The following is a 17,546-nucleotide window of genomic DNA, read 5'->3' as shown; positions in this document are numbered from 1 at the left end:
GCGGCCTTCGGGCCGCCTTTTTTATTACAATGACCCCACTGCTGTGAACCATCAGCGAACAAATGAGCCAAGCAAGATGACTACAGATACCATCGTGGCCCAGGCCACCGCCCCCGGCCGGGGTGGCGTCGGCATAGTCCGCGTCTCGGGCCCCGCCGCCGAACAGGTCGCCGAGATTGTGCTCGGTAAGCTCCCCCGGGTGCGTTATGCCGAATATCTGCCGTTCAGGGACGAGCAGGGCCAGCCTCTGGATCAGGGCATAGCCCTGCTGTTCAAGGCCCCCAACAGCTTCACTGGCGAGGATGTGCTGGAGCTACAGGGCCACGGCGGTCCCGTCATCCTGGACATGCTGATCCGCCGCATTCTGCAAATCGAGGGCATCCGCCCTGCTCGTCCCGGCGAGTTCAGCGAGCGCGCCTTCCTCAACGACAAGCTGGATCTGGCCCAGGCCGAAGCTATCGCCGATCTTATAGAGGCTTCCAGCGAGCAGGCGGCCCGCAGTGCCATGCACTCCCTGCAGGGACAGTTCTCCGGCAAGATCCAGCAGCTGGTGGAGAGTCTCACCCGATTGAGGATCTATGTGGAGGCCGCCATCGACTTCCCGGACGAGGAGATCGACTTCCTCTCAGACGGTAAGGTGGCGGGAGATCTCTACGCCATCATGGCAGAGCTGGATGCGGTGCGCGGGGAAGCCAAGCAGGGCGCCCTGCTGCGGGAAGGGATGAAGGTGGTGATCGCCGGCCGTCCCAACGCCGGCAAGTCCAGCCTGCTCAACGCCCTGGCAGGCCGCGAATCCGCCATCGTCACCGAAATCGCCGGCACTACCCGCGACGTGCTGCGCGAGCACATCCACCTGGATGGCATGCCGCTGCACATCATCGATACCGCTGGCCTGCGCGATACCCAGGACAAGGTGGAGCAGATCGGCATCGAGCGTGCCTGGGCCGAAATAGAGCAGGCCGATCGGGTGCTCTTCATGGTGGATGGCACCACCACGGATGCGGTCGACCCGCGGGAGATCTGGCCGGAATTTGTTGATCGGTTGCCAAAAAAGATCGGTCTCACAGTTGTGCGCAACAAGGCCGACCTGACCGGCGAGGATCTGGAACCTAGCCAGGAACTGGGCCACGCCGTCTACCGCATCTCAGCCAAGACCGAGCTGGGGCTGCCCGCCCTGCGCGAGCACCTGAAGGCCTGCATGGGCTTCCAGGGCAACACCGAAGGGGGCTTTATGGCCCGCCGCCGCCACCTGGACGCCCTGGAGCGCGCCGCCGAGCGGCTGCTGGTGGCCAAGGAGCAGCTCGAGGTCTATGTGGCCGGCGAACTGGTCGCCGAGGAGCTGCGCCTGGCGCAGGAGTCCCTCAGTGAGATCACCGGCGAGTTCAGCTCGGACGATCTGCTGGGTCGCATCTTCTCCAGCTTCTGCATCGGCAAATAAGCCTGCACGGCAGGCAATGAAAAGCCCGGGATCATCCCGGGCTTTTTTTGTGCATTTTTTATCCGCAAACCTAGAGGCGGCGCAGGCACCACATGAAGTAAGCGCCCCCTAACAAGGTGGAGACCAGCCCGACCGGCACCTCCTGCGGGAACAGGATCTGCTGGCCGACCCAGTCCGCCAACACCATGAGCAGGGCCCCGCATCCCGCCGCTCCGAGCAGGTGCCAGCGCGCACGCACCAACCCCATCAGCTTGGCCATGTGGGGGGCCAGCAAACCGGCGAAGGAGAGCGGGCCTATCACCATGGTCGCACTGGCGGTGAGCACGGCCACCAGCAGCAGTATGATCAGCTGGGCGCGGTTAAGACGAATGCCGAGCGCAGTCGCCACCGCCGGCCCCATGGGCATCAGATCGAGCCAGCGGCTCACCAGCAGGCAGGCCGCCAGCATCAGCAGCGCCAGACCGGTCAGGCCATAGGCCACCGGCGGGGTGACGTAATAGGTGGAGCCGGACATCCAGGAGAGCAACTGCTGCACCCGCAAGTCGCCGTTGGCCAGGGCGATGGCCTGCAGCGGCTCGAACAGCGCCGTGATGGCGATGCCGGAGAGCAGGATCCGCTCCGGCTGGAAGCCGTTTTTGCGGTTGATCAGCACCAGCAGCAGCAGGCAGACGAAGGCTCCCAGCACGCCCCCCAGCAACATCAGGGACAGCGGCAAGGCAGGCAGCAGCAAGGCCGTCGCTATCACCCCCATAAAGGTACCGCCGCTCACCCCCAGCAGCTCCGGGCTCGCCATGGGGTTGTTGCTGACCCGCTGCAGCAGAGTACCTGCCAGGGCCAGCAGCACGCCAGCCGCCCCAGCCGCCAACGCGCGCGGCAACCGCCACTCCAGCTGGGCCTGCCACCTGAGCCAGCTCGGCCAGCTCCAGCCGTGCATCCCCTGCCCGACCAGCAGGGACGCAACCACCGCCAATACCAGCCCCATCAACAGCAGGCCGATAAGGCGAGCGGGTGCGCCATGGCGTGCCACCGTCAGGCCGCTGGCGGCCTTGGGAGCGCCTGACTTGAAGGCAAGCCGAGGGATCAGCCAGAGCAGCAGAGGGGCCCCCAGCAGGGCCGTCATGGCGCCGGTCGGGATCAGCACGGGCCAGAAGCGGGTCAGGGATTGCAGCAGCAGATCGGTGGCCGCCAGCAGCAGGGCGCCCAGCACGGGGGCCCACAGCAGGCGTAAACCGAGCTGCCTCACCCCCAGCATCCGCACCATCACAGGGGCCGCCAGCCCGATGAAGCCGATCAGCCCCACCACGCTCACCACGCAGGCAGTGATGAAGACCGCGAGGCCGAGGCCGGCGAAGCGCAGCTGCTTGAGGGAGACCCCCAGACTGCGGGCGCTGGCGTCATCCAGCTCCAGCACGCCCAGGGGGCGCACCAGCAGGGCAGCCAACACGCCGGCCAGCAGCAGCCGGGGCAGCAAGTAGCTCACGCCGCTCCAGCTGTTCTGGGCCAATGAGCCGCTGCCCCACACCAGCAGGCCCTTGAGCTCCTCCTGGAAGAACAGCAGCAGCCCCATGCTGATGGCCGCCAGATAGAGGTTGATCACCAGCCCGGCGAATACGATAACCACAGGATTGAGCTCGCGACGCCAGGCCAGGGCAAACACCAACCCCATGGCGAGGCTCCCCCCCGCCATGGCGATCCACTCGCGCCCGATCAGCAGCCAGGAGGGGGCAAACAGGGTCACCATCATCAGCGCCAGCTGGGCGCCGGAGGCCACCCCTAGCGTGGTGGGCGACGCGAGGGGATTGCGCAGCACCTGCTGCATCAGGGTGCCGGCCAGCCCGAGGGCGGCACCGGCCAACAGGCAGACCACCAGCCGCGGCAGCCAGCTGAAGTGAATGACCGCCTGGCGGGCGTCGTCCAGATTGGGCGAGAAGATGGCCTGCCACCAGGGCGCATCCGGCAACTGGTGGGCCAGATCCCAACCGGCCAGCACGCCGGTGAGCAGCAGCAGGCAGAGGCCGGGGCGCAGCAGAGAGGCGGGAAGAAGGTGATTCATCGGGTGCCCCCCTTGGTGTTCACATGGGTTGCCGGATCGGAGGGTGACGCCTCTCGCAGGGCCTCACTCAACAGGTCGGCGAAGCGGCGGGCGGCCAATATGCCACCGAAACTCCAGACGGCGGGCAGATGGAGCTCCTTGCCCTGCTTCACCAGCGGTAGATGCTGCCAGAGCCCGGGCTCCTGCAGCCGCTCGCTCACCCCGACCGGGACAGGATCCACCACCACCAGTCGGGCCTCAGGCAGGGTAAGGAATTGTTCCAGACTGACCACAGAGAACCCCCAGGCATTGGTCTCCCCCTGCCAGGCGTTGCGTAGCCCCAGCCGGGTCATCACAGCCTCGAACAGGCTGTGGCGACCGAATACCCGCACGTGGCGCTCGTCGATAAACTGCACCAGCAACAAGGGTGGCAGATCCGCCGGCAAGCTTGTCTTCATCCGGGCCAGATCCCTGTCCAGTACGGCGAGCTGGCGTTCGGCCTCGGCGGTTCTGTTCACCAGCGCGGCTATGGTCAGGGTCGCCTCGCGCAGCCGCTGCCACAGATCCGCATCGGGTTCATAGAGGGCGATGGATTGCACCGGGGCGATGCGGGACAGGGTAGACTCCAGCGACGCCATCAGCGGCGAGATGAGGATAAGGTCGGGCTTGAGCTCGGCCAGCAGCTCGCGGTTGGGCTGCATCCGCAGGCCGATGTCGATCACCCCGGCGGGGAGCCTGGGTTCGCCGACCCAGGCGCGATAGGAGTTCACATCCCCCATGGCCAGCGGCGTCACGCCGAGGGCCAGCAGGGTTTCGGCTATGGTCCAGTCCACGGTGGCGATGCGGGGTTCCGGTGCGGAGGTGGTCGGAGACATATCGGCCTGCGCCGCCAGCGTCAGCAGCAGGCTGACGAGGCAGGGGACAATTTTAAGTAGACAATTCAAGAGAGGACCCCGGCTAGACGATGGCGATGGCGTGGTCATGAGCCGGGTGGCGAATGACTTCCATCGGGATGCCATAGATGGCGTGCAGGGTCTCGCCAGTCATGATCCGATCTGGCTCGCCATGGGTGAGCAGGCGGCCCGAGTGCAGCGCCACCAGCCGATCGCAGAAGCGGGACGCCATGTTGATGTCGTGAATGACGATGATGACCCCGAGGTTGAGCTGGCGACTGAGCTGCCTGACGAGGGTGAGCACCTCCACCTGATGAGCCACGTCCAGGGCGGCCAGCGGCTCGTCCAGCAGGATGAAGCGGCTCTCCTGGGCCAGCAGCATGGCCAGCCAGACCCGGCCCCGCTCGCCGCCGGAGAGGGTATCCACCAGCCGGTCGGCAAACCCCTCGGTATGGGTCAGCGCAATGGCCTTGTCGACCTGGCGGTGATCTTCCGCCCCCATGCGGCCCAGCAGGCCGCGCCAGGGATAGCGCCCCATCTCCACCAGCTCGCGGCCGAGCAGGTTCTCGGCGCTCGGCAGGTGCTGGGGCAGATAGGCCACCTGACGGGCGAAGTCCCGGTTGCCCCACGCCTGCAGCGGCTTGTCATCGAACAGGATCTCGCCATCGCTCAGGGGCTGCTGGCGTGCCAGCAGCTTGAGCAGGGTGGATTTGCCCGAGCCGTTGTGGCCGATAAGGCCATAGACCTGACCCTGCTCGAAACGCAGGCTGGTGGGTTGCAGCAGGGTGCGGTCGTTGACCGCGAAGCTGGCGGCTTTCATCTCAAACATGATCTGCTCCCGTGCCGGCTCTGTGCTCGACGCTCGGGTCGGTGAGCGCCATGGCTCGGCGAGCGTTTACCATAAAGCCGCCAGATTTCCTCTCAAACATGATTCATTCCTGTGCTGAAAGGGGTTGGCACTCGCCTCCCCCTTGCGGCCGGTATCAGACCGGCACCTCGCTATCCAGATGAGCGACGGCATCCCGGCTCACCTGCTCGCGCCGCTCGCCGGTCAGCTCGGTGAGCTGGCCCTGACGCATCTCCAGCAGGCGGTCCGCCAGAGAGAAATAGAGATCGTCGTGGCTGATGGCGATCACCGTCTTGCCCATCTCCTTGAGGCGTGGCAACAGCACCTGATAGAAGATGCGGCGGAACTGGGGATCCTGATCCGCCGCCCACTCGTCAAACAGCATTACCTCGCGCTGCTCCGCCAGTGCCAGCAGCAGGGCGACCCGCTTGCGCTGCCCCTGGGAGAGATCGATGTTGGCAATGAAGCCCTCCTCGATGGCAAGCTTGCTGCCCATCTGCAGCCGCTCCAGCCACTCGGCCACCAGGGCCTCTTTCGGCTCTGGCCCCAGCAGGTGCTGGAACAGGTGATAGTCGGTGAAGATGGCGGAGAAGAGCGCCAGGTAGGCGTTGCGATCGGCAATGGGTTCACCATCCAGCAGGATCCGGCCAGAGACCGGCTGATAGAGCCCGGTCAGCAGCATGGCCAGGGTCGACTTGCCGGAGCCGTTACCGCCTATGATGAAGATCTGCTCCCCCCGCTCAATGGTCAGATTGATGGGGCCCACGGCGAAGCCGCCCTCCCCCTGATAGTGAAAGCTCACCTGCTCCAGCTCGATGCGTTGCCAGGCACAGGGGGCCGGCGGCAGCGGGAACGCGGGCTCCGGCTCGGCCAGATTCAGGGTCGCTATCTTGTCGAACGCCACCTGGGCCGAGATCAGGGTCGGCAGGGCGCCGATGCCCTGCAGCAGCGGGGTACGCAGGAACAGCAGGGTCAGGGCGAAGGTGGCGGCCACATTGGTGTTGGCCCAGCCGAGGCCATTGGCCAGGAAGAAGACCAGGCCTATGGCCCCCAGCATCATGATGTTCGACCAGTTCACCGCGCTCAGGTGATAGGTATCGGCGCGGATAATCTCCCGGCGGTAATCTCGGGCGTTCTGCTCATAGAGCTGGTGGTAGACGAAGTGGGCCCGCTCGCGGTTGAGCGCCAGCTCCTTGCTGCCCGCGATGATGGACTGGTAGTTCTGGTAGAGCCTGTCTTCGGCCTGACGCATCCGGGCCAGGTGGCGATAGACCCGGTTCACCAGCAGCCAACCCACCACCATGGTCACGGTGACCCAGAGGGCGGTGACACCGAGCAGGGCGGGAGAGAGCAAGCCGAGGTAGATGATGGAACCCAGAGTGAGCACCAACCCCTGCACCAGCTCCGGCAGGCGCACGAAAGCGATGGTGATCTGGCCTATATCGCTGGAGAGGGAGGCCAGCAGCGGCCCCTGCCCTATCTGACGAATGCGGGCGACGTCGGTGTCCAGCAGTTGCTTGAGCAGGCGGCCGCGCAACCGGTAAACGAAATGATGACCAAGGGTGGTCAGGGCCAGCTGAGAGCCGAGCGTGATCACCAGCAGCAAAAAGATAAGGCCGACAAGCTGACCCAGGATCGGCAGCGGATCGCCGACTGACTCGATAAGGTATTGGTTGATAAAGGCAATGACACCTATCCCGCTGACAGCACTGAGCAGGCTGAGCAGGGTAATGGCGATGAAGGGCCAACGGTATTGGCGGTAAACCAGTGACAAGAGTTCCATGACAGGCCTGTGTACAAAAAGAAGGAGGGCGGGAGCTTGAGGCTCCCGCCCGGCCTGTATTTTACCAGCGGTAGTTGACTGAGCCGACTATGCTGCGCGGCTCACCGTAGTAGCAGTAGTAGTCACAGCTCGCTACATAGGTGTCGTTCAGCAGGTTGTTGACGTTGACCTGGGCACGCCAGTTCTTGGCAAAGTCATACCCGATCATCGCATCCCACACCGTCTGGGCCGGCACCTGGGCCGAACCGTAGATGGGGGTGTAGTCCGCATTCACGGCACCTATGCCGATGCTGGAGCCGATGTAACGCACCCCGGTGCCCACTTCCAGCCCGGAGACAGGACCCTGCTGCACCTTGTAGTTGCCCCAGAAGGAGGCCTGGTGACGCGGGATCAGGCTGGCCTGGCGATCACCGTTGCCGGTGTCGTTGGTCTTGGCATCCGTGTAGGTATAAGCAGCGGTCAGACGCAGCGCCTCTGTGGCCTGCACGCTCCCTTCCAGTTCGATCCCCTGGGAGGTCACTTCACCAGCCTGGGTCTGCTGGCCGGATCCTGTAGAGACGAGCGAGTTGGTCTGTTCCAGATCGAACAGCGCCAGGTTGATGTAGCCATCGAGGAAGCTGGGGGCGTACTTGATGCCGGTCTCATACAGCTTGCCTTCCAGCGGTTTGTAGGAGTTCTTGGTGTTCGGGTCTATGCCAGGCAGCACTTCGAACGACTCCGCATAGGCGAAGTACGGGGAGAGGCCGTTGTCGGCCAGGTACATCAGGCTGCCGGAGAGCGAGAGGTTGTCGTCATACTGCTTCTCGTTCTTGCTGGTGGCTTCGCTGATGTTGTGGGTCTCCACATAGTCGAAGCGGCCGCCTGCGGTCAGCAACCAGCGATCGTCCCAGCGGATCTGATGCTGGGCGTAGAGGCCGCTCTGACCCTTGGTGTTCTTCTGATAGGTGGCGGTGGACTCGTCGAAGCCGGGGAAGCCGCTGTAATCCGGGTTCATGGTGTCGATGGACCCCATGCCGTAGTTGTCGGCCTCGACCCCTTCGTTCACGTGGCGCTGCAGATCTATCCCCATCAACAGGGTCTGCTCGGTGCTGTCCGTGTTCCAGTAACCCACCAGCTGGTTGTCCATGGTGGCACTCTTGGTGTCGCCGTCACGGTAGACCAGGCCGCGGTAGGCGGTGGTGCCTTCATAGGTCGGGAAGATATAGGTCTGGCGCAGCAGCAGATCGTTGTAGTTGAAGCGGACGTTCTGCTTGAACTCCCAGGTCTGGTTGAACTGGTGGGCCAGCTCGTAACCGGTAGATATCTGGGTGTTGCGGTTGCGATCATAATCCGGCTGACTCAGGTTGGTGGCGGGATCGATCTGGCCGCCCTCGGTATTGAGGGTGCCATAGACGGGGAAGAAGCCGTTGGTGGGCACTCCTTCGTCATGGAGGAAGCTGGCCAGCAGGGTGAGACTGGTGCGATCCGAGATGTCCAGGGTCACGCTCGGCGCCAGGTAGGCGCGTTCGTTGTAAGTGCCATCCAGCACGCCGTCGCGCTCTTTATAGAGCGCAACCATGCGATAACGGCTGTCGTCGGTCAGATCGTCGGAGAAATCGACCCCGACCTGACGCAGATCCCGGTTCCCCAGTTGCAGATTGACCAGGCCTTGAGGGGTCGCGGTGGGGCGCTTGCTGATGGAGTTGATCACGCCGCCGGGAGGCGCCTCGCCGTAGAGGATGGAGGCCGGGCCCTTGAGCAGCTCCACACTTTCCAGACCGAATGGCTCCGGGGTCCAGACATAGTAACCGGTGCCGAACAGGCGGTTGCCATCGAGGTACTGGGCGGCATCGAAGCCACGCACCTTGAACCAGTCGGTGTTGTTGTCGGAGCCATAGAAACCGGTGAGCACGCCGGAGCGGTAGCGCACGGACTCGTCGAGCTGCTGCACGGCGTGCTGATCCAGCTCCTCGCGGTTGACCACGGAGACGGCGCGGGGGGTCTCGGCCATGGGCACCTCGACCTTCATGGCGGTGCCGGTGACCACCATGGTTTCAGCCGCCTTGGGCAGCTCTTTATCTGCTTGTTCAGCAGCCAGCACAGGCAGGCTCGCCAGCAGGCAGGAGAGCGGCAACAGCTGGGCCCCCCTCTTTCGCATCACTGCATTCTGGGTATTTTTTTGCGCAATCATATAAGTGTCTCAAATATCAATGAGTTATATTTTGGTTTCTTATTATGGGTGCCCAATGCGGCCGGTCTGCCCGACTCCTTAGGCGAATAAAGCGGCACAATGCTACTACAGGAGCCATGATCGAATCGATTCAATAATTGCTAATCATTTGCATCTCTATTGTTACCTGCTGTATCAATGGACGACTTTTCCGGCAGAAAGACTCATTCAGGAGGGTGATCAAAAGAAGGGAACACAGAGGAAGATAAAAAAAGATGGCGAGGGCGGCCTCTGCCATAAAAATCGTGAAGGATCCTTATCCCCAAGCTTTATCCATATTTATCCACATCCTTTGGCGGTAGAATCCCGGCTCTCCATTTCTTTCGATGACATCAGGATCCATTCCATGGCCAAACTCAATCTTGTCGTCGGCTCCATGCTGGGCGCCGCCGAATATGTCGCAGATCATGTCGCCAGCCTGCTGGAACAGGCGGGCCACCAGACCCGGATCCACAACCCGGCCAGCCTGGCCGAGGTGTTGGCGGAGCCGGATGCCATCCTGCTGGTGATCACTTCCACCCACGGTGCCGGCGACGTGCCCGACAATCTTCAGCCCTTCGCCAAGGATCTTGCCGACCAGCATCCTGATCTCAACGCCTTGAAATATGGGGTGATCGGGCTTGGTGACCGCAGTTATGACACCTTCTGCCAGGGCGGCAAGACGCTGGATCGACTGCTGGCCGAATGTGGCGCCAGCCGGATCGGGGATCGTCTGGAGATAGACGTGACCCAGCATGAGATCCCGGAAGATGCCGCCGAAGCCTGGATCCATGACTGGATGCAGATGATCGCCTGATCAGGGCCCGGGAGATCCGGTAAAAACACCTTGATCTCCCCGCTTGTCCCCAAATTCCTATCCACCAGGTTATTAACAGATAGATCCGGGAGAGTTGTTCTACACGGTTACCCACAACGCCCAGGGGTAATGTGCATAACTATAGTGTTAAGCTCTGTAAAACCTATAGTTATCCATGTATGAGATCTTATCCAGTTCTGGTCTGTGTATAAAACCACTGGTTATCCCCCCGTTCACGGCCCTGGGATCCAAGCTTTTCCACAAGCTGGGATCGTCTTTAAACGGATGATCTTTATGATCAAAAAGGGCTTATCAACAGAAATCGTGGATCCTAATAAAAGATCCAGTAAAAGATCGATCTAAAGATCCTTAAGATCTACTAACGGATCCTGCATCCATACTGATCCTGAAGTAGACGTTCCCCTCAAGAGGCGAAACGGATAGAATGATCCGCCCTTCAGCCCAGGCAAATAAAGATCTTCAGGCGTGCAGATCAAGGTGATCCCCAATGCAATACCATGAACAATTTGATGTGATCGTCGTCGGTGGCGGTCATGCAGGAACCGAAGCAGCAACAGCGGCAGCCCGTATGGGTCTGAATACTCTGTTGTTGACCCACAACATCGATACGCTGGGACACATGTCCTGTAATCCGGCGATCGGCGGGATCGGCAAGGGACACCTGGTCAAGGAAGTGGATGCCCTGGGCGGGATCATGGCGCAGGCCATCGATCTTGGCGGGATCCAGTTCCGTACCCTCAACTCCTCCAAAGGGCCCGCGGTGCGAGCCACCCGTGCCCAGGCGGATCGCCTGCTTTACAAGGCCGTGGTACGCCAGACCCTGGAAAATTACCCGAATCTGAAGATCTTCCAGCAAGCCTGTGACGATCTCGTCATGGACGGTGATCGCGTCGCCGGCGTGGTCACTCAGAGCGGGATCCGCATCAGCGGCAAGACGGTGGTGCTGACAGTCGGCACCTTCCTGAACGGTCTGATCCACATCGGGATGGAAAACTACAAGGGCGGCCGCGCCGGGGATCCTCCCTCGATCGCCCTGGCGCAGCGTCTGCGTGAGCTGCCGCTGCGCATCGATCGGCTCAAGACTGGCACGCCGCCACGCATCGATGCCCGTACCGTCGATCTCTCCGTGATGCAGCAGCAGCACGGTGACGATCCTCGTCCCGTCTTCTCGTTCATCGGCAACGCCAGTCAGCACCCGCGTCAGGTGCCCTGCTACGTTACCCACACCAACGAGAAGACCCACGAGGTGATCCGCAACAACCTGGATCGCAGCCCCATGTATGCCGGGGTGATCGAGGGGATAGGCCCCCGTTACTGCCCGTCGATCGAGGACAAGATCACCCGCTTCGCCGACAAGACGGCGCACCAGATCTTCGTCGAGCCGGAAGGCCTGACCACCCACGAACTCTACCCGAACGGGATCTCCACCAGCCTGCCGTTCGACGTACAGGTGCAGATCGTCCGTTCGATCCGTGGCTTCGAGAATGCCCACATCACCCGCCCCGGCTACGCCATCGAATACGACTTCTTCGATCCGCGAGATCTCAAGGCCAACATGGAGAGCAAATGCATTCCAAACCTCTTCTTCGCCGGCCAGATCAACGGCACTACAGGCTATGAAGAGGCGGCCGCCCAGGGGCTGATGGCCGGTCTGAACGCCGGTCTGCGAGCCCAGGGCAAGGACGCCTGGCATCCCCGCCGGGATCAGGCCTACATGGGCGTGATGATGGACGATCTCTCCACCCTGGGGACCCGCGAGCCCTACCGCATGTTCACCAGCCGCGCCGAATACCGTCTGCTGCTGCGGGAAGACAACGCCGATCTGCGCCTGACAGCCATAGGTCGCGAGCTCGGCCTGGTGGATGACCATCGCTGGAGCCTGTTCAACACCAAGATGGAGCAGGTGGAGCAGGAGCGTCAGCGCATGCGTTCGACCTGGATCCACCCGCAGCACCCGTCGCTGGAGGCAGTCAACGCTCTGGTGAACACGCCTCTGACCCGAGAGCAGAGCCTGGAAGAGCTGCTGCGTCGCCCCGAGGTGACCTACGATGCCCTGATGGCCATTGAAGGGGTTGGCCCAGCGCTGGAAGACACAGCAGCGGCGGATCAGGTGGAGATCCAGATCAAGTACGCCGGCTACATCGAGCGCCAGCACGACGAGGTGGAGAAGCAACTGCGCAACGAGAACACCCTGTTACCACTGGACATGAACTACCGCGACGTCAACGGTCTCTCCAACGAGGTGATCGCCAAGCTGAACGATGCCAAGCCACAGACCATAGGTCAGGCCTCCCGCATCTCCGGCATCACCCCGGCTGCTATCTCCATCCTGCTGGTTCATCTGAAGAAACACGGCCTGCTGCGTAAAACCGCCTGAGGAATTCCCCGTTGGAAAACATGCTGGAAAGATTGAACGGCCTGCTCATGCAGGCCGGAATTGTTATCACCGATACCCAAAAGACCCAGTTGGTGCAGTTGGTTGAGTTGCTGCACAAGTGGAACAAGGCTTACAATCTCACCTCGGTGCGAGATCCGGACGCCATGCTGGTCAAGCACATCCTCGACAGCCTGGTGGTGAGCCCTCACCTGCACGGTGAGCGTTTCATCGATGTGGGTACAGGCCCCGGCCTGCCCGGCCTGCCGTTGGCGATCATCAATCCGGACAAGCAGTTCGTGTTGCTGGACAGCCTGGGCAAGCGGATCAACTTCATCCGCCAGGTGATCCAGGAGCTGGGGTTGACCAACGTGACACCCGTCAAATCCCGGGTGGAAGAGTATCAACCCGAAGTTGGCTTCGATGGTGTACTCAGCCGGGCCTTCGCCTCGCTGGAGGACATGCTGAGCTGGTGTCACCATCTGCCGTCACCCGAAGGGAGCTTCCTTGCGCTCAAGGGACAATACCCCGAGCAGGAACTGGCACAGTTGCCTGCCAGCATTCGCCTGGTTGCCGCCCATCAATTGGTGGTGCCGGAACTGGAAGGTGAGCGTCATCTGCTGGAATTCAAACATATCCAGCCCGAATAGGGTCGCAGTTTCATTTAGGGGACAGTGTGGGAAAAGTCATTGCCATAGCCAACCAGAAGGGTGGAGTGGGTAAAACCACCACCTGTGTAAATCTGGCCGCCTCCCTGGCCGCTACCCGGCGCAAGGTGCTGGTGATCGATCTGGATCCGCAGGGCAATGCCACCATGGGCAGCGGCGTCGACAAGTACGAAGTTGAACGCACCGCCTATGAACTGCTAATCGACGATGCACCCATCAACGAGGTGATCATCCACGAGACCTCGGGTGGCTATCACCTCATCGCCGCCAACGCCGACGTGACCGCGGCCGAAATTCGGCTGATGGAATTCTTCGCCCGCGAGATCCGCCTGCGCAACGCCCTGGCCTCGGTACGGGACAAGTACGACTACGTCTTCATCGACTGCCCGCCTTCTCTCAACATGCTGACCGTCAACGCCATGGCCGCTGCCGACTCCGTGCTGGTGCCCATGCAGTGTGAGTATTACGCGCTGGAGGGGCTCACCGCCCTGGTCGACACCATCAGCAAGCTGGCGGCCGTCGTCAACCCGGAGCTGAAGATCGAGGGGGTGCTGCGCACCATGTTCGATCATCGCAACCGGCTGGCCAATGATGTGTCCGATCAGCTGAAACAGCATTTCGGGGACAAGGTCTATCGCACCATCATCCCCCGCAACGTTAGACTGGCGGAGGCGCCGAGCTTCGGTGCCCCGGCCATGCACTATGACAAATCATCGGTGGGGGCCAAGGCCTATCTGGCCCTGGCTGGCGAGATCCTGCGTCGTCAGGAGCAGGAGTCTCAGCCGATCACCGCAGACCGAGAGAGCATATGACGCCGAAGAAACGTGGGCTGGGCAAGGGGTTGGACGCCCTGCTCAGCACCAGCACGGCCGCCCGCCAGAAACAGGTGATGAGCGACCAGCGTACCGAGCAGGCCATGGCGCCCACCAACCAGGGCGAGCTGCGCAAGCTGCCGCTGGAGTGGCTGCAGTCCGGCAAATATCAGCCACGCAAGGACATGTCCCAGGATGCGCTGGAAGACCTGGCCAACTCGATACGGGCGCAAGGCGTGATTCAGCCGATAGTGGTACGCTCCATCGGCGAGAATCGCTTCGAAATCATCGCCGGTGAGCGGCGCTGGCGCGCGTCCCAGCTGGCCCGACTCGAGGTAGTGCCCTGCCTGGTCAAGGACGTGCCCGACGAGGCTGCGGTGGCCATCGCGCTGATTGAGAATATCCAGCGCGAGGATCTCAACGCCATCGAAGAGGCGGTGGCCCTGCAGCGACTGCTGACCGAGTTCGAGCTGACCCACCAGCAGGTGGCCGAAGCGGTGGGCAAGTCCCGCACCACGGTGACCAACCTGCTGCGCCTCAATCAGCTCAACGAGGACGTGAAGCGCTTCGTCGAGCACGGGGATCTCGACATGGGTCACGCCCGGGCCCTGCTGGCCCTGAGCGGCCCGGCCCAGTCCGAACTGGCCAAGCTGGTTGCCCAGAAGGGGCTGACGGTGCGAGATACCGAGAAACTGGTGCAGAAAACGCTGGAACCGGCAAAAACCAAGGTCGAACCCGTCCGTGATCCCCAGTTTGGTTACCTCGAGCGCCAGATTTCAGAAAAAATTGGCAATCAGGTACAGCTTCAGCCGGGCAAGAAGGATAGCGGCAAGTTAGTAATAAGTTACGATAACTTGGCAGATTTGGACCGGGTATTGGGCTATTTTGGTCTGTCAGAATCGTGATTTTTACGCTTTTTGTAGTAATAAAACATCCATTCCTTTCGATATGAACATAACCTTAATTTCGCGCGGAAAGCCGCAAAAATTAAGGATTTTTGCCATGTTGCAATAGCCGTCTCCACGGGTATAATTTGACCGGCTTTTCGAGCTGTGAACCTGGGGTCTTCGGATCCCGATTTTTTACAGTTCTGTAATGTTCAGGGGTAGGTTGGTGAAACAGAAAGTAGCCTTGGAAGGTTTGACGCTGGCCTTGGCTATGCTCGTTTGTCAGCTCGTCCTGATCCTGGCGATCAGTTCCGTCTGGTTTTATCAGACCGGGGCGTTTGCCGGACGTTCTTCCCTCTTTGGGGGAGGAATGTACTGGGTTCCTCAAGCCCTGTTCACACTCTGGGTTCTGCGCCGCAAGGTGACGAAAGAGAGCGTGGGCCTGGTCTTGCGGGACTTTTATGGTGGGGCAGGGATTAAGCTCATTACTACAACAGGACTTTTCGCCCTGATGTTTGGCTCCGGGATCGAGGTCGACACCGTCTCGTTCTTCGCCACTTATATCCTCGCCCTCGTTGTACAGTGGATAGTTTCATTCACGCTTAACAACCACTATTAGGAAAACTCATGTCTGCAACCGGAGAAGTCCTGACTCCTCAGGGATATATCTCCCACCACCTGACCCACCTGCAAGTCGGGTCCGGGTTCTGGACGGTGAATATCGATTCCATGATATTTTCCGTCTTGCTAGGCGCCCTGTTTATCTGGTCGTTCCGCCGCGTAGCCGTCAAGGCCACCAGCGGTGTGCCCGGTAAGCTGCAGTGCTTTGTGGAGATGCTGGTCGAGTTTGTGAATGGTAACGTCAAAGACATCTTCCATGGTCGGAACCCGGTCATTGCACCGCTGGGACTGACAGTGTTTGTCTGGATCTTCCTGATGAACTTCATGGATCTGATCCCCGTTGACTTTATCCCTCACGCTGCACAGTTGATGGGTGTTCCCTATCTGCGTGTGGTTCCCTCTGCTGACGTTAACATCACCATGTCCATGGCTTTGGGCGTGTTCTTCTTGATCCTGTACTACAGCATCAAGGTCAAGGGTATCAGCGGATTTGTGAAGGAGCTGACGCTTCAGCCTTTCAACCATCCCGCTGCCATCCCGGTTAACTTCATCCTTGAAACCGTCACGTTGATTTCCAAGCCTGTTTCATTGGGTCTGCGACTGTTCGGCAACATGTATGCTGGCGAACTGATCTTTATCCTGATTGCGGGTTTGTTACCCTGGTGGTCACAGTGGATCCTGTCCGTGCCTTGGGCAATTTTCCACATCCTGATCATCACTTTGCAGGCGTTTATCTTCATGGTTCTGACCATCGTCTATCTGTCGATGGCGCAAGAAGACCATGGTTGATGCAACTCAAATAATCCTTTTTATACAATCAATTACATCTAAATAAATGGAGATCCTCATGGAAAACTTGAACATGGACCTGCTGTACATCGCTGCTGCAATGATGATGGGTCTGGCGGCTATCGGCGCCTCCATCGGTATCGGTATCCTGGGTGGCAAGTTCCTGGAAGGTGCTGCTCGTCAACCGGACCTGATCCCTGTTCTGCGTACCCAGTTCTTCATCGTCATGGGTCTGGTGGATGCGATCCCGATGATCGCCGTTGGTCTGGGTCTGTATGTGATGTTTGCGGTTGCTGGCTAAGTCTCTACGACTCCCCAGGCATAACCCATTAACTAACTTAAGAGGACATAGGCTGTGAATATCAACGCCACCCTCCTCGGCCAAGCAATTGCTTTTTTCTTCTTCGTAGTGTTTTGCATGAAGTACGTATGGCCGCCGTTGATCGCTGCCATCGAAGCCCGTCAGAAAGAAATTGCTGATGGTCTCTCTTCTGCCGAGCGTGCCAAGAAAGATCTGGATTTGGCCAAGGCCAACGCCACCGATCAGCTGAAAGAAGCCAAGCACCAGGCTGCCGAAATCATCGATCAAGCCAACAAACGCAAGGCCCAGATCATTGATGAAGCCGCTGTCGGAGCTCAAGCAGAGCGGGAAAAAATCCTGGCTCAGGGCCGTGCAGAGATCGAAGCTGAACGTCATCGTGCCAAAGAAGAACTGCGCAAGCAGGTTGCTGCTCTTGCCATCGCGGGTGCAGAGAAGATCCTGGCACGCCAAATCGACCAGGCTGCCAACAGCGACATCGTCGACAAACTGGTAGCAGAACTGTAACGGGAACGGGGCTATGTCTGAACTGACTACAATCGCTCGCCCCTACGCCAAGGCTGCTTTCGAGTTTGCCGTTGAGCACAAGGCGGTTGACCAATGGCTGGAGATGCTCGGTTTCGCCGCACAAGTGGCCGAGAACGAGACCATCCATAACCTGGTAAACGGCTCCGTGGCCGCCGAAGAACTGGCAAACCTGTTTGTCGGTGTCTGCGGTGAGCAGCTCAACGAGCATGGTCAGAACCTGATCCGGGTGATGGCTGAGAATGGTCGCTTGGGTGTGCTGCCGGCTGTCGTTGCTGAATATGTCGCGCTCAAGGCTGAACTGGACAAAGAAGTTCAGGCTGACGTGATTTCGGCGATCGAACTGACCGACCAGCAGAAGGCCGCTATTCAGGCTTCTCTGGAACAACGTCTCGCGCGCAAAGTGAAGCTGATTTGCAGCACAGATGCGTCCTTGATGGCCGGGGTGCTCATCAAGGCCGGTGATCTGGTTATCGACGGCACGGTCCGCGGTAAGCTGGATCGCATGGCCGACGCGCTGCAATCTTGATTG

16 protein-coding genes are annotated in these 17,546 nt (G+C 60.5%); 11 read left to right on the top strand and 5 right to left on the bottom strand.

What is annotated here, in order from left to right; genetic code table 11:
• Positions 1–76: 76 nt before the first annotated feature.
• Entirely contained in the window at positions 77–1,438 is a 1,362-nt protein-coding gene (gene mnmE / locus ACB039_RS13970) for a tRNA uridine-5-carboxymethylaminomethyl(34) synthesis GTPase MnmE (protein WP_005326288.1), read from the top strand.
• 70 nt (positions 1,439–1,508) lie between these two features.
• Here mnmE and fhuB read toward each other — a convergent pair whose 3' ends face one another.
• From fhuB to ACB039_RS13945, 5 genes are all read right to left on the bottom strand, one after another.
• Positions 1,509–3,491, bottom strand: coding sequence for a Fe(3+)-hydroxamate ABC transporter permease FhuB (fhuB, locus tag ACB039_RS13965; protein ID WP_005326287.1), 1,983 nt, complete (start codon positions 3,489–3,491; stop codon positions 1,509–1,511).
• On the bottom strand, positions 3,488–4,345 hold the full coding sequence (locus tag ACB039_RS13960) for an ABC transporter substrate-binding protein (RefSeq protein ID WP_139751133.1): 858 nt from the start codon (positions 4,343–4,345) through the stop codon (positions 3,488–3,490). Before ACB039_RS13960 ends, fhuB begins: the two co-directional genes overlap by 4 nt.
• A gap of 82 nt (positions 4,346–4,427) precedes the next feature.
• The gene (locus tag ACB039_RS13955; protein ID WP_041206624.1) at positions 4,428–5,192 is read right to left on the bottom strand and encodes an ATP-binding cassette domain-containing protein; all 765 of its coding nucleotides are present in this window, start codon (positions 5,190–5,192) and stop codon (positions 4,428–4,430) included.
• 154 nt (positions 5,193–5,346) lie between these two features.
• On the bottom strand, positions 5,347–6,993 hold the full coding sequence (locus tag ACB039_RS13950; RefSeq protein WP_042650540.1) for a multidrug ABC transporter permease/ATP-binding protein: 1,647 nt from the start codon (positions 6,991–6,993) through the stop codon (positions 5,347–5,349).
• Between the two features lie 61 nt (positions 6,994–7,054).
• Complete coding sequence (locus tag ACB039_RS13945; protein WP_226170897.1) at positions 7,055–9,163, bottom strand: TonB-dependent siderophore receptor; 2,109 nt, start codon at positions 9,161–9,163, stop codon at positions 7,055–7,057.
• A 385-nt stretch (positions 9,164–9,548) separates the two neighbouring features.
• On the opposite strand from ACB039_RS13945, the gene mioC reads away from it, so the two are divergent.
• The 10 genes from mioC to atpH all read left to right on the top strand — a co-directional run bounded on the left by mioC (position 9,549) and on the right by atpH (position 17,543).
• Positions 9,549–9,998 (top strand): FMN-binding protein MioC, encoded by a 450-nt coding sequence (gene mioC, locus ACB039_RS13940; RefSeq protein ID WP_025328874.1) that lies wholly within the window; start codon positions 9,549–9,551, stop codon positions 9,996–9,998.
• 508 nt (positions 9,999–10,506) lie between these two features.
• Positions 10,507–12,396, top strand: coding sequence for a tRNA uridine-5-carboxymethylaminomethyl(34) synthesis enzyme MnmG (gene mnmG / locus ACB039_RS13935; RefSeq protein ID WP_041206625.1), 1,890 nt, complete (start codon positions 10,507–10,509; stop codon positions 12,394–12,396).
• Positions 12,397–12,416: 20 nt separating this feature from the next.
• Complete coding sequence (gene rsmG, locus ACB039_RS13930) at positions 12,417–13,043, top strand: 16S rRNA (guanine(527)-N(7))-methyltransferase RsmG (protein ID WP_041207123.1); 627 nt, start codon at positions 12,417–12,419, stop codon at positions 13,041–13,043.
• A 26-nt stretch (positions 13,044–13,069) separates the two neighbouring features.
• The gene (locus tag ACB039_RS13925; RefSeq protein WP_005326275.1) at positions 13,070–13,873 is read left to right on the top strand and encodes a ParA family protein; all 804 of its coding nucleotides are present in this window, start codon (positions 13,070–13,072) and stop codon (positions 13,871–13,873) included.
• Positions 13,870–14,778, top strand: a complete 909-nt coding sequence (locus ACB039_RS13920; protein ID WP_005326273.1) for a ParB/RepB/Spo0J family partition protein — start codon at positions 13,870–13,872, stop codon at positions 14,776–14,778. Before ACB039_RS13925 ends, ACB039_RS13920 begins: the two co-directional genes overlap by 4 nt.
• A 190-nt stretch (positions 14,779–14,968) precedes the next feature.
• Positions 14,969–15,379 carry an ATP synthase subunit I gene (locus ACB039_RS13915; protein ID WP_041206627.1) on the top strand — a complete coding sequence of 137 codons (411 nt, stop codon included), beginning with the start codon at positions 14,969–14,971 and terminating at the stop codon, positions 15,377–15,379.
• A gap of 8 nt (positions 15,380–15,387) precedes the next feature.
• A complete protein-coding gene (gene atpB, locus ACB039_RS13910) occupies positions 15,388–16,170 on the top strand; it encodes a F0F1 ATP synthase subunit A (protein ID WP_025328868.1) in 783 nt (260 codons plus the stop codon).
• Between the two features lie 58 nt (positions 16,171–16,228).
• Positions 16,229–16,471 carry a F0F1 ATP synthase subunit C gene (atpE, locus tag ACB039_RS13905; protein WP_005307205.1) on the top strand — a complete coding sequence of 81 codons (243 nt, stop codon included), beginning with the start codon at positions 16,229–16,231 and terminating at the stop codon, positions 16,469–16,471.
• A 54-nt stretch (positions 16,472–16,525) separates the two neighbouring features.
• Positions 16,526–16,996 carry a F0F1 ATP synthase subunit B gene (gene atpF, locus ACB039_RS13900; RefSeq protein ID WP_041206628.1) on the top strand — a complete coding sequence of 157 codons (471 nt, stop codon included), beginning with the start codon at positions 16,526–16,528 and terminating at the stop codon, positions 16,994–16,996.
• A 13-nt stretch (positions 16,997–17,009) separates the two neighbouring features.
• Positions 17,010–17,543, top strand: a complete 534-nt coding sequence (gene atpH / locus ACB039_RS13895; protein WP_005326255.1) for a F0F1 ATP synthase subunit delta — start codon at positions 17,010–17,012, stop codon at positions 17,541–17,543.
• The last annotated feature ends 3 nt before the right edge of the window (positions 17,544–17,546 follow it).

The organism is Aeromonas sp. S2(2024) (assembly GCF_041402505.1).
Classification (GTDB): Bacteria; Pseudomonadota; Gammaproteobacteria; order Enterobacterales; family Aeromonadaceae; genus Aeromonas; species Aeromonas media.
The sequence above is the reverse complement of the archived record's forward strand: the minus strand, read 5'-3'. Positions and strand labels throughout refer to the sequence as shown.

What these genes read in the sequence shown, in the direction of transcription:
- rsmG (WP_041207123.1), top strand. Translation starts at nt 12,417, where the DNA reads ATGCTGGAAAGATTGAACGGCCTGCTCATGCAGGCCGGAATTGTTATC.
- atpE (WP_005307205.1), top strand. Translation starts at nt 16,229, where the DNA reads ATGGAAAACTTGAACATGGACCTGCTGTACATCGCTGCTGCAATGATG.
- ACB039_RS13945 (WP_226170897.1), bottom strand. Translation starts at nt 9,163, where the DNA reads ATGATTGCGCAAAAAAATACCCAGAATGCAGTGATGCGAAAGAGGGGG.
- ACB039_RS13920 (WP_005326273.1), top strand. Translation starts at nt 13,870, where the DNA reads ATGACGCCGAAGAAACGTGGGCTGGGCAAGGGGTTGGACGCCCTGCTC.
- ACB039_RS13955 (WP_041206624.1), bottom strand. Translation starts at nt 5,192, where the DNA reads ATGTTTGAGATGAAAGCCGCCAGCTTCGCGGTCAACGACCGCACCCTG.
- mioC (WP_025328874.1), top strand. Translation starts at nt 9,549, where the DNA reads ATGGCCAAACTCAATCTTGTCGTCGGCTCCATGCTGGGCGCCGCCGAA.
- mnmE (WP_005326288.1), top strand. Translation starts at nt 77, where the DNA reads ATGACTACAGATACCATCGTGGCCCAGGCCACCGCCCCCGGCCGGGGT.
- ACB039_RS13950 (WP_042650540.1), bottom strand. Translation starts at nt 6,993, where the DNA reads ATGGAACTCTTGTCACTGGTTTACCGCCAATACCGTTGGCCCTTCATC.
- fhuB (WP_005326287.1), bottom strand. Translation starts at nt 3,491, where the DNA reads ATGAATCACCTTCTTCCCGCCTCTCTGCTGCGCCCCGGCCTCTGCCTG.
- mnmG (WP_041206625.1), top strand. Translation starts at nt 10,507, where the DNA reads ATGCAATACCATGAACAATTTGATGTGATCGTCGTCGGTGGCGGTCAT.
- ACB039_RS13960 (WP_139751133.1), bottom strand. Translation starts at nt 4,345, where the DNA reads ATGTCTCCGACCACCTCCGCACCGGAACCCCGCATCGCCACCGTGGAC.
- ACB039_RS13915 (WP_041206627.1), top strand. Translation starts at nt 14,969, where the DNA reads ATGTTCAGGGGTAGGTTGGTGAAACAGAAAGTAGCCTTGGAAGGTTTG.
- atpB (WP_025328868.1), top strand. Translation starts at nt 15,388, where the DNA reads ATGTCTGCAACCGGAGAAGTCCTGACTCCTCAGGGATATATCTCCCAC.
- atpH (WP_005326255.1), top strand. Translation starts at nt 17,010, where the DNA reads ATGTCTGAACTGACTACAATCGCTCGCCCCTACGCCAAGGCTGCTTTC.